At 34.9% G+C, this 13641-nt stretch carries 4 protein-coding genes and 1 pseudogene; all 5 read left to right on the top strand.

The window, feature by feature from the left end:
* The first annotated feature begins 97 nt into the window (after window positions 1-97).
* On the top strand, window positions 98-3127 hold the full coding sequence (locus ACR42H_RS15995; protein WP_436371798.1) for a DEAD/DEAH box helicase: 3030 nt from the start codon (window positions 98-100) through the stop codon (window positions 3125-3127).
* 1034 nt (window positions 3128-4161) lie between these two features.
* Window positions 4162-8694, top strand: a complete 4533-nt coding sequence (gene avs2 / locus ACR42H_RS15990) for an AVAST type 2 anti-phage system protein Avs2 (RefSeq protein WP_436371796.1) — start codon at window positions 4162-4164, stop codon at window positions 8692-8694.
* A 78-nt stretch (window positions 8695-8772) separates the two neighbouring features.
* Window positions 8773-9253 (top strand): annotated as a pseudogene (locus ACR42H_RS15985) (DEAD/DEAH box helicase family protein); the annotation flags it as partial.
* 255 nt (window positions 9254-9508) lie between these two features.
* Entirely contained in the window at window positions 9509-10987 is a 1479-nt protein-coding gene (locus ACR42H_RS15980) for an ATP-binding protein (protein WP_436371794.1), read from the top strand.
* Window positions 10974-13619: a Z1 domain-containing protein gene (locus ACR42H_RS15975; RefSeq protein ID WP_436371792.1), complete on the top strand. Its 2646-nt coding sequence runs from the start codon at window positions 10974-10976 to the stop codon at window positions 13617-13619. The genes ACR42H_RS15980 and ACR42H_RS15975 overlap by 14 nt, the downstream gene beginning before the upstream one ends.
* Window positions 13620-13641: the final 22 nt, after the last annotated feature.

Here is a 13641-nt window from a genome sequence, read left to right as displayed (position 1 = left end):
ACTCAATGTCTAAAAATATAGGTGGAGTTAGGTAGCAATACGATAAATAAGGAAAAGAACTAAAAAGGACAATTAACACAAAAATAGGTGATTATTCTTGAAGAATGAAGAACATCAATTATATTATGAAAAGCTATACTCCTATCAACAGGATGCAGTGCAAATAGTTGATAGTTATTTGAAATCAAAATCTCAAAAGCAGTGTTTAATAAAAATGCCTACTGGAACAGGAAAAACAGTAATAATAGGTTATGTATCAAACTTCTACAAAAAATATAAAAATATACTTGTAATCTCCCCTTCGGATGCTGTTACAAGGCAGCTGCACAAAGAATTAAAAACTGACCTTAAGAATAAACTAAATATTAATCAAAAATTTAAAGCGGTTGAAAGACTGTATAAAAGTAATGCTAATGAAAAAAAAGATAAAGAGAATATTATTCTTGTGGCTACAATGAAAGCGATAGATGATATAAAAAAAACTAAAGAAACCTATGAAACGATAAAAAACAAAATTGACCTTATTATTTTTGATGAAGGTCACAGGGAGCCAGCAAGTGGTTGGAGAGAAACTATACGGAATCTAAATAAAAAAGTAATTTTATTTTCTGCTACACCCATTAGAAATGACAACAAAGGTTTTATATTTGATAGAAAATATTTTTATAATTATTCAATTCAAAGCGCAGTTAGAGATAAGCATATTAGAGAAGCTAAGTTTTGTAAGGTGGATTGTTATGATATTGAAAGCTTTATTGATAAATCGCTAGAAAAAATCAAAGTTTTTAGGATTGAAAATGGAAACCCTGATATTAAAGTAATCTTTAGAGTAGAGAAAAGTGATGATATTAAAGAAATAAAAAAAAAACTAATTGAAAAATATTCAGAGGAATCAATTGCTATCCATGATAATTTTAATAAAGAAGAGGACCTCGGTAATTATAAAAATGTTCCTGATTCAGCTGAAATTAATGAAATAATTTGGATACATCAAAACAAGGTAATTGAAGGAATTGATAATAATCAATTTTCAGTTCTCTGTATATACTCCTCTTTTAGGGATGTGAGGTCATTAGTTCAGCAAGTTGGAAGGGTCATTAGGAAAAATGATGATTTATCTGAGAGTTTAGTAATATATAAGGAAGATATCATCGATCAAAAAAAGTTGTATCAAGAATATCTATATTATGAAAAAAGACTAGAGAATAATCCTAGTATAATCGACTTTAATTTCGATGAATATTTCAATAAAGTCATTGAAATTCTTCCTCCAGTAATGCATACTGACAAAAGATTTTTAACAAAAGTTAACTTTCTAAAATCTGAAAACTTAGAAGAGTATATGAATGATTTTAGAATCCCCTTAAAAACTAACGTTTTTGTTAGTAAAGGAAAAATTGAAGATACTTTTTTTAAAAATATTACTGAAATTACAAAGTTAAATTTAATTGAAAACCATGCAGGGAAAATAATATACGAAATATCTGAACCAAAAACTCAGAAACTTGTTTTAGTATATGCTTTATATAAAAATTCTCCAATATTAATGAGAAATTTTTTCTTGGAAACAAAATTAGGTATTACAATAATTAAGCTAGAAGGAGACTATCTTTTTCATTATGATAGTAACAATTTAATTGTAGAGGAAATTTTTTTAAGCTTTAAAAGAATTTCTCCAGAAAATTTAGAAAAACTTTATGATGAAGATAGTATGTTTAAAGAATTAACGATAAAAAATGGTATTATAGCTAACAATAATATTAGAAGGCAAACTATAAACACAGAGGATATAAATGCTATTGCTCCTTCTATAACTGATAAATACAAGTTTTGTACAACTATCCAAGGTACTGCCAAGGGTCATGATAATCATAACAGAACCAGATACGTTGGTTTCAATAATTCACGGGTGTCAGACTCCTCAGAATTATTCTCATTAAGCCAATATTTTAATTGGCTAAAATTTATTAAGGAAAGTTTCATTAATACTAAGCCAAAGTCTCATGTGTTTAAAAGGTTTGCCCCCGTAACAAAAGTTCCAAAAAATAAAAATGCTGTTAGTGTCCTGCTTGATATAGCACCACTTAGAGACTTTTTACATACTCCATCAGGTAAAATACCAATAATACAAAATCTAACATTTAGAGTAAATGAAGAACAAACGTTTAATTTTAATTTTGATGAAAATACTGTCTTGGTAAAGATAGACTTTGATAAAGAAAATAATATTTATAGATTAATTCCAGATGAAAAAGTTAATTTAGATATTCTACATAGGAAAGAAAAGGTTAACTTATTCGAATTTTTAAATAAAACGCAAAAATTTCAAATCATAACACAGGATACTCAATACGTTTACAATCAATTTTACTTTTATCAACTTAATATTGAATTTAATGACCAAAGATTGCAGCCTATATTAATTGAATACACTATGAAGACAGGATCTATAGCTAATGAAAAAGGAGAAGTTGTAAAGAAAAAATTAAGGAATAAAATTGTGAAATATGACTGGGATGATGATTCATTATTTCGCTTAGTATCAAGTCAAGGTCTAACCTTGGATGATGATTGTAAGGAATCTGAATTACTAAAAGAAGAACTCAAGTCTTTAAATTACTTAATTTGTACAGATTTGAATAAAGAAATTGCTGATTTTATTGGGTTAAATGAAAAAGATAACAAGGTATATTTTATTCATTGTAAGGCAGGAGATAGTAAATTATCAGCGTCGGCCTTCCAAGATATCTGTGGTCAGATTACTAAAAACCTTGATTATACCCATCCATTAAGCATAAGGGAACCCAAAGACGTTAATAAATGGGATGGCAAATGGGAAAATGAAAGTTATTGTATATCAAAAGATAGATTAATTATTAATGAAGAAAATTTAACATCTAAACAAATTTGGGATAAAATTAAAGACATTTCTAGAAAACCCGAATCAGAAACATTCGTTTGGGCATTGCTAGGTAATATGTTCTCTATTGAAGAGTATAAGAAAGAGAAGAGTAAAGGAATTAATCAAAAACCAGAGGTAATACAAATAGATTATATATTAATGTCAACCTGGGAAGCTATCCAAGAAACAGGCGCAAAATTTAGAGTGTTTTTTGATAAAAAATAATTTTATTTTAGTAAAATCTATTAATTTAATTCATGTTTTTGGAAGGCAGATCATTAGGGAAATTTAGCAAATTGCTAATAATCTTGCCATTTTTGCATTGTTGTTTAGAATGTCTTCACAAGTTTCACTAAAGGTTAGTATTTAACATCAAAGGTCAATATTCTTTAAGTTCACATTCTACAACTATATAAGCTTCTTAGGAGAATGACTTAAAGGAAAAAGCGCTTCTGAGTTTAGAAGTGGGTAGACCTGATTTTTTTGATCTTAATAGCCTAACTGTACAAATTTAGTAGCCAAGCAAAAACAGTCCTTACAGGTAGGTTGTATCCCATTTTTATAACTTCATTAGCTGGAATTGCATTATCCTTTGAAACAATAACTTCCCAAGGTATATCTAAATGGTAATCATAAGGTAGTTAAAGTCCCATCTTTTAGATTTTAGAAAGGCAGCATATTAAATTAAGGACAGGTTAACTAAATAAGCTATTACCTTAATAGCCATTCTTCTATAAAGGAAGTGTGGCTATTACTATCGTAAGTAAATTGTTATCATAATATGTTGCAAGGAGAGTAATGAATGGAAAATAAAAGGAATATCTGCTACGGAGAACATGAATCTAAATTTGGTATTACGAATGCCTGGGATACTAAGGTTCACTCATTTTTTTAAATAAATGGAGAATAAGGGATGGAAATTTCCATCCCTAAATTTATTGAGAATTATTGAAATAGCTGAAACTATTATTAATGAAACACTTGTTTGTTCTATAGGGAAGCCCAATCAGCGGCATCCCCATTTAAATATATCAAAACCATTTATTTAGCAGCAGCCCCTTATTATATATTAATAAATGCTTCTATCCATTTGATCTACTTAGAATCAACAATTTGAAAAGTATCTATATTTATTCATTTTACCTCCCTCCAAATTAAGTAAAATTTTGTTAATATGAAGATATATTTGAAGTTATCCAGTAAATATTTATTTGAAGTGCGGACTAGTACACATTTTTATAGGAGGAGGGAACCCTATTTTGTTAAATTTAGATTTTACTAAAATAAGAAGTTTTGATGGAAGTCAAGATAACGGATTTGAAGAGCTTATCTGTCAACTTGCACATTTAAAAAAACCTAAAGATGCTAATTATTTTGTTAGAAAAGAGGGAGCTGGAGGAGATGCAGGTGTTGAATGTTATTGGAAGCTCCTCTACGGAACAGAGCATGCATGGCAAGCAAAATATTTTCCAAATAGATTGGAAGATGAGCAATGGAATCAGATTTCTAAATCTGTAGCGACTGCGCTAGAAAAACATCCACAATTAACAAAATACTATGTTTGTCTACCTAGAGATTGGACAGACAGTAGAAAGGTATCAAAGTCTGGAAAACCTGTTCATTCAGCCTGGATGAAGTGGGAAGAACTCGTTAAGAAATGGACACTGTTAGCTGAGTCAAAAGGAATGGCTGTTGAGTTTTTATATTGGTGTAAGCATGATATTAGTCTAATGCTTCAAACCGATGATCCACAATTCGCTGGCAGAGCATTATATTGGTTTAATGAACCTGTTATTCAACCACAGTTACTCAAAAATATTGCCTTAAATTCGAGGACATCCTTAGGAGAGCGATTTACCCCAGAAAATCATTTAGACTTACCCATAGCTGAACAATTTGATGGATTAGGTCTAACTCCAGAGTGGAAAAAGCGATTAAGAGAAAAAAGAATTATAATTGTGAATCAAATTAAAAAACTTGATACAGAGTTCTTTGCAAATAATAATTTTAAGAAAAAAGAAACCTGTTGGACTGATTTATATAAGGAACTAGAAAATTTAAGTAATGAGTTCCTTATTTTAATAGAACACGAGACTCCTTTAAATAACTTTAAAAGTCTCCAAAGTATATATTCCACCATAGAAGTGTTACTGGATACGTGTAATACTACTATCTTGAACATATTGGAAAATGAAACGGATACAAAATTAAAAAAGCAGTGGAGGGACTTTAACAGTACTTTCCGTCAATTAAAGGATAAATTAGATGAAATAAAAACATTCTTATTTGGAAAAGCTGTACAAGCTATGATGAGTAAGGCTGCAGTCCTTCTAGGCGAAGCTGGTATAGGAAAGTCTCATTTGTTGTGTGATATTGCTCTTAAAAGATTGGATGCGTCTTTACCAACACTCTTTTTGCTAGGTCAACGTTACTCTGGAGGTAATCCTCTAAACTTTATATTAGATCAATTAGATATTCGGGGGGTGTCTTATAGCAAAGTTTTGGGTGCACTAGATGCAGCTGGTGAAGCTAAGAATACTAGAACATTAATAATTATAGATGCAATTAATGAAGGTAATTACAGGGATGAATGGATGGATCATATTTCTTCATTTCTATCAGAAATTGCAAATTATCACCATCTATCAATAATATTGAGTTGCCGTAGTACATATGTAGATTACATCCTTCCTGAACTAACAGAAGACATTCTTACCAGTGTTTATCATCCAGGTTTCAGAGGTTTTGAACATAGAGCAGCCATGAAGTATTTGGCTAATCAAGGTATATCAAAGCCAAGTGTCCCAATTACTTCACCTGAATTTAGTAATCCACTATTCTTAAAAACTTGCTGCAAGGCAATAAAATTAAATGGTTACACATCTTTTCCAAAGGGGTTATATGGGCAAAGCAAGCTCTTTGATTTTTATTTAGAGAGTGTAGATAAAATCATAACAAGGAAAAAGAAATATTTACCCGGGCAAAGAGTAGTACAAAATGCATTGAACGAGTTCATCCAATTACTTTATCCTGATAACTTGTTTGGTATAACAGTTCCACAAGCAACTAAGGTAGTAAATGAACATGATACCAATCCTCACCATGGAGACACATTAATCTCGTTGTTAATAGATGAAGGATTACTATCGTTAGATATAATCACAGAACATGATTCAAAGCGTGTAAAAGAAGTAGTGAGGTTTACATACGAAAGATTTAGTGATCATTCCATTGCCCAATATATTATTAGCCAGATCAACCAGGAAGATATCGCAAGTCACTTTAAAGAAGATGGTTCGATTGGTAAATTGATTAACAAGGGGCTTAGTAAGTCAGGTCTAATTGAAGCAATTGGAATAGGATTTCCAGAGAAGTTTAAAATGGAATTCATCGATTTCATTCCAGAAGACTTCACTTACTATAATTGGTTATTTTCTACTTCTTTTACCGACGTTTTACAATGGCGGGCAAAAGAATCATTTACCAAAAGAACTACTGAGCTTCTAAACAAGATAAACAGTAATGGTGCCTATAAAAAGTCTATCGATAAGCTATTATCCTTATCAACAGAACCAGAGCATCCGTGGAATGCAGATTTTCTGGATAGAAATCTTAGGCGTATGAAGTTAGCTGAACGTGATGCATTTTGGTCTACGCATATTGCTGTTAGTGATTGGGAAGAGGACGAGGATCAAGCTGAATCGGCAGTTAGAACTATAATAGACTGGTCTCTATTGGCAAACTTAAATGAGGTAGAGACTGAAAGGTTACGTCTAACAGCTATTACATTATTATGGATGACAACTACCACTAACAGAAGAGTTCGTGATCAATCAACAAAATCCTTGGCAAAGATACTCTCGTTTGCACCACAATTAATACAAAATCTTATAAGAGAGTATAATAATATTGATGATCCCTATTTAGTAGAGAGGTTGTTCGCTGCTATTTTTGGTGGGGTTTGTAATATTGATAATGAAAAAGAAATAAAAGAACTAGCCCAGATTGTTTTTGAGTATGTATTTAGGGATGAAAAACCATATCCACATATTCTAATTCGGGACTACGCAAGAGGTGTGTTGGAACTAGCTTTTTATAAAGGAATGCTTCCTGAAGCAATTAGCACGGAAGATTTTAGACCTCCTTATAACAGTGAGTGGCCAATTAATAATCCATCCCAAGAGGAAATAAGTAACTCAATCGGTGATGATTCCTCTTCTGCAATACTAAGATCAGTCAGTGGGATATTAGGTGACTTTGGAAAGTATGTTATGGGCTGTGTTCATAATTGGTCTCCAACCCCATTAAGTGAAAGAAAGCCTGAAAGTTCTTACGAGATACATCTCAAATTAGCTAATACATTACCTGATGATTTGAAAAGTAGATATATCGCTATAATTAAGAAAAAATCAGATAATTCTAGAACTGAGCACTTTAATATAAGTGATTTTTTAGAAACAATAAAATCCATGGGAGAGAATTATAATGATGATAAGGAAGAAGTAGTAGATGAGTGGGAAGTTCTAAAAGAAGAAGTAAAAGCTACTTTAGACGATAATCAAAAAGAATATTTTAGATGGGTTTGTGGTCAAGGCATCAATGATAAACCAGCAAAGTTCAGTCGAAAGTGGGCTCAAAGGTGGGTTTGTAAAAGAGCCCATGAGTTAGGATGGAAATCATCATTATTTGCATCTTTTGAGAGAATTTATACCCAAAATTATGATAGGTCACCATCCAGGATTGAACGAATAGGAAAGAAATATCAATGGATTGCTTTTCATGAACTGTTAGCATATATGTCTGATAATTTGTACTGGATTGACCGTTGTTATAGTGATATTGATGATTCAGAGTTTAGAGGACCTTGGCAAATCCATCTAAGAGATTTGGATCCAACTTTGTGGCTACGGGAAACAGGAGACTCAGGATGGGATGAATTTGAACATACATGGTGGCAACCTTTTACGTTTCCATTTGTTGAGGATAATTTAGAACACCAGAAATCATGGCTTTGGGATAGAACAATAGTTCCTTCATTTGAAAATTTAATTGAAGTTAAAAACCCATATGACGATAATAAGTGGGTGGTTCTCCGGGGTTTTTCTAAATGGAGTAAGAAACCTGAACAGAACGAAAATATAATACCTACCCAGGACGGTTGGTATAGAATAAATACCTGTATTGTAGATAAAAATGACGTGGATAGTCTTAGAAAGGAGCTTGCAGGGAAAAACCTGTGTGACCCGCATGTTATAAGCCCGAGTTCAACAGGACATCAAAAATTCTTAAAAGAATATCCTTGGCATCCATGTTATGAAGAATTGATCGATTGGATTAATCCAAAGTCCGAAGCTAACTGGCATGACTTAATAAAAGTTAAATATCATATTCCCACAAATACTTATGAATGGGAGTCTGGAAGCACTGATAAGTCATTAAATGAATCAATCTCATTTAACCTACCAAGTAAATATCTAATAAGCGAACTTGGTCTTAGATTAAAACAGTATGAGTATGGAGAATGGGTTGATACAAATGGAACTAATGCATTTTTAGATCCAAGCAATAAAGAAAAAGGACCTTCATATGCACTAGTAAGATCTGAACTATTAATTGAGTGGTTAGAAGAAAATAACCTCAAATTGATATGGCTCATCGGAGGAGAAAAACAACTTTTTACAAGTATGGCTAACAGATTCATTGGTCGACTTGTTTATAGTGGTATCTATACTCTTTCTGATACAGGAATTGAAGGTAATATGTGGTTTATGGAAGAGCAAGGTGAAAATTAGTGTAACATTCTTAATTAGATTTCCAAACTGAAGTTCATAGTTTTCAGACTTGCAGATTCCTTAGCAAGTTCTAAAATTGAGCATATGAATAATTGCTATGAGGAACTATATACGCCTTTCGTGAACAGTAAGGTTATTGATCGAATTGGAGAAGCTTCTTCTCAATATGCTGGCAATGCTATTGAGGATGAACTTAAAATCGTTCCAAATAAAATGCAGCAGGCTGCCTTAGAACAAATTCAAACTTTAAGAGATGAAGGCAAGCACAAAGGATTAATTATATCTGCAACTGGCCCAGGTAAAACATATTTGTCTGCATTTGATGTACGAAGGTTTGCTCCAAAACGAATGCTTTTTATCGTCCATCGTGAACAAATATTAAATAAAGCAAAAGAAGACTTTAGAAGGATCCTTAGTGGTCATGAAGAAGACTTCGGTATTTCTTTCCGGTACAACTCGTCAAAAGAACTCTAGATATTTATTTGCTACAATACAATCTATCTCTAAAGAAGAGCACTTGTCTTCCTTTTCTAAAGAAGTGATGAAGTACTTTACTCTCCCGTTCTTAAATAACTAAACAATAATGGATTTGATTAAGACAGAATTTTTCTGTCTTTTTTTATGCATATATTATCAATATACTTTAACCTTTTACTTTTTTCGAAAGGGTTATTTGATATCCTTTATAAAAAAAGGTCTTTGTTTTAAGTAATTAACATTCTGTAAATATAAGTAAATCCCCATCTCTACCTATTTATATATTAAATTTTTGTTATAATTGTTACAAACCTAGTAATGAAACGGAGTTATTCGAATGGAAACCGTACTGACGAGACCTTCTGCGGCGCCTGTTATTCAAGCGCTTCGTTCGATTGGATATAATGCAAGTACAGCGATTGCTGATTTAGTTGATAATAGCCTGGATGCCAGGGCAGTTAAAATACATATTAATTTTGCCTATGGCGAGAGTGATGGGATGATCACAATTTCTGATAATGGCACTGGCATGGATGAAGAGATGCTCCAGACTGCCATGAATATTGGATCCAAGGATCCGAGAGCAAAAAGGGGAGCAAATGAACTCGGACGTTTTGGTATGGGTTTAAAAACTGCATCTTTTTCGCTGGGGAAACGGTTAAGTGTGCTATCCAAAAAAGATGGAGTTTATAACGAGAGATGCTGGGACCTGGATCATGTATCTGAATGCAATGAGTGGCAGCTGTATACCAAAATTCCTGCAGAAGTCAGGTCTAAAATGGGTGAAATTGAATCCGAAAGCGGAACAATTGTATGCATTGACAAGCTTGACCGCTTTATGGGGTATGGAGGAAAGCGCAAGCTGAAAGAAACCAGTTTCTATAATAAAGTTGCCCGGATTAATAGGCATCTCGAATTCGTATTCCATTCCATCCTTGAAAAGAGCGAAGTTGAGATGTTCATTAACGGAAAGGAAATTCTGCCATGGGATCCTTTCATGCGTTATCACCCAAATACCATGGAAGGCGAAATGCAGATGCTTAGGATTAATGAGAACCGAATTAAAGTACAGTACTTTATTTTGCCGCATGCATCTCATTTAACAGAGCCGGAATACAAAAAGGCTGGCGGTTATAAAGGCTGGCGTGATCACCAGGGGTTGTATATATACAGGGAGAATCGCCTTCTTTATTTTGGCGATTGGATGGGGCTGTTTCCGAAAGATGCAGCTTCACAGCTTGCCAGAGTACGAATAGATCTTCCAAATGCAGCCGACTCAGACTGGCAGGTGGATATCAAAAAGTCGGGCATTAACTTGCCTGAAGATGCAAAAAGAAGGCTTGAGGCCATTTCCTCTATTGCGCGCAAAGTTTCTAGAGATATATTCTATTTCCGGACCCAGCCAGGTCCGAGGAATCCTTCCATAAAAGGCAGCCTGAATACATGGGAACAGTCTGGGAGCGAGGATGGCCCGCAATTTATTTTAAACCGAAATCATCCGATCCTATCTGAACTTCTAAAAAATCTGGATGATGAAAATGCAAAGCTATTAAACTTGTATCTTAAATTTGTTCAGCTTGGGTCTCCAAGCAATATTATAGATTCTCCAAAGGTCCAGGAAGAAGAAGTCCAGGATGTACCGGACAGCCAGAAAGATCTGGTTATCCAATTTGCTTCTTCCATGCTGAAGTTGAATGTGGCTGACAATGAAGAGCAGCTGTTTAACATTCTCTTAACGCAGCCGGCCTTTGACGGCCTAAACCGGGCAACCATAAAAGCAATCACAACGGAGGGGAATTTGATTGTCAGCAATTGATAATAAGAGCCTGTTCGAACAGGCCTTTACGAATAACTATTATATGTTAAAAGCCCACTCTGCAAATTCTGAGGAAGCAGCAGAAAAAGCACTTGAATTAGCGAGAGTACTGGCATCTGGTTTTGGTCCTATTGATGATGCACAATTCCAAAAATGGTCTCTTGAAATGTTCATGAAATACAAAATCGGCTTGGAGGTTCCCAAGGATTATGTCATGAGGAACTCGAAAGAAAAAAGCTGGTTTGAGGCTAAAATGGCTGCAAGCGGATTTTTCTGGACCAGGTACCGCAGATATCTGTCCGAAGCAAAAAATTGGCCGCTTGAGGCAGTTACCGCCATTGATGAAACAACCAATCAGATTATGGCATCGATTGGAAATCCAAAGTCCATGGAGCCATTCGATAAGCGCGGCCTTGTATTGGGTTATGTCCAGTCAGGTAAAACAGCCAACTTTACTGGCTTGATCAATAAAGCTTATGATGTCGGCTATAAGCTGATCATTGTACTGTCAGGTATTCATAATGACTTAAGAGCTCAGACACAGATACGTTTGAATGAAGAGGTAATTGGAAACCGGACAGATAAGGATGGCAATCCAATTGGAGTTGCCCAAATTTATGCGAATACCGCTGAGCATATCATTTCATCATGGACAACAGAAGTAAATGATATCAAGTCCAGCCAAAGAGGAACCAGCAACCTGAACTCGCCAACCCTGATGGTTGTAAAGAAAAACAAAACGGTTCTGGAGTCACTCAGAGATCAATTAATCAATCACCGTGATTTATATAATCTGGATATCCCCGTCTTAATTGTTGATGACGAGGCAGACCAGGCGTCCGTTGACACTTCCAATCCAGATAAAAATGAAGATCCGAAAACGATTAACCGTCTAATCCGGCAGATACTTGAAGTGTTTAATCGAAAAGCATTTGTGGGCTACACGGCAACACCGTTTGCCAATCTTCTGATCAGCAAAGAAGGAAGGACAGACGAGGAAGGGGATGACTTGTATCCGAAAGATTTCCTCGTCGGCCTGCCAAAGCCTAAGGAATATTGCGGTCCTGAAGAATATTTCAATGTGGAAGAGGATGCAGAAGACACTCGCCCTAGTTTGATCCGCCATCTGCGGCAGGAAGATCTTGAAGTATTTACGACGATTAAAAAGAAATCGGATGCAGATAAATTTGAGGAAGTGCCTCCGCAAATGCGTGAAGCCATTCTTGAATTCCTTCTTGTGATTGCCATCCGCAATTTGAGAGGGCAAAGAAAGAAGCATAATTCCATGCTCATTCATACATCACGCTTTAAGGATGTGCAGTCGAGTGTAAAAGATGAAGTTTCACGCACTTTTGATGCCATCTCAAAACAGCTGCAATATAATCCTGAAAGCACTGTGATAGCAGAGCTGCAGGAGCTCTATGAAAATGACATCCTCCCTGTGAGCAGGGATTGGCCTAACGAAAACCACAAGGAATACGGCTGGAATGAAGTATACGAAGAGCTGAGGAAATGCTGCGAGACGATTCAGGTATTTGAAATCAATGGAAACAGCCGGGATGCGCTGGATTACCATCAATATAAAGAAGATGGCCTGAATGTAATAGCCGTAGGCGGAGACAAATTATCCCGTGGTCTAACACTGGAAGGCTTAAGCATTACCTATTACTTCCGGAACACGCTTATGTATGACACACTCATGCAGATGGGGCGCTGGTTTGGTTACAGGAAGGGCTACATGGATTTGTGCCGCATATATACGTCAGTTGAAATTGCTTCGAATTTTGAACATCTGGCAATCGCTATGATTCAGCTGCGCCAGGAATTCGACCGGCTTGCAGCTATGAAAAAAACGCCTTCTGAATTTGCTGTTAGGATGCTGAGCCATCCAACGATGATGCTGACCAGTCCTCTGAAAATGAGAAATGCAGTCACATCTAATGTTATTTACGCAGAAAGTCTTCAGCAGACCAGGCTATTTGATCCAAGCGAAAAGGTACTAAAAGGGAATATGGATACTGCGGTAAAGCTGGCAAACAAGCTTCCCCTAGAAAAGATGGCCTATAGAAAAACAAACTTTTATTCGGCTTCTGGTGTGAAAGCAGACATCATTAAGGAATTTCTATCAGAATATCAGACTGCTGACAGCAACATCGTTAATTCTGTATTAATATCCGATTATATTGACCGTGTGAATAAAGAGGGAGAGCTGACGGATTGGACAGTTGCAGTAGTTGAAGGGGACCCATCAAAAGCTTCTGGACTATCAGAGTATCCTGTTGAATTAGGAAAGATCAATTTGAAATCGGCAGCTGCACTTGGTAATAATGTGACTGTTCCTGAGTGCAAGGATCAAATCAGAGACATTGGGGCAATTGTGTCTCCAAACCACGAATATATGGATCTTGATTATGAAAAAATTAAAGGACTCAAAGAACGTAAAGATATACGAAAGGTACGAGAAAAGGAAAAGGGATTAATGTTAATTTATCCTCTTCATCCAGAAGTGAAGCTTTTTAAAAGTTTGGATGTTGACTTCTCTTCAAAACTAGTGCCGATTGGAATTGCATTCTCTTTTCCTGGAACTGAAATCTACGATAAAAGCGTCTACCAGACTAATAAAACAGTCTGAATAACTTTATTTAAGGAGAGTA

It is taken from the genome of Cytobacillus sp. BC1816, from assembly GCF_051353635.1.
Classification (GTDB): Bacteria; Bacillota; Bacilli; order Bacillales; family Cytobacillaceae; genus Cytobacillus; species Cytobacillus oceanisediminis_C.
Note: the sequence above shows the minus strand (reverse complement) of the source record. Positions and strands in the feature narration are given on the sequence as shown.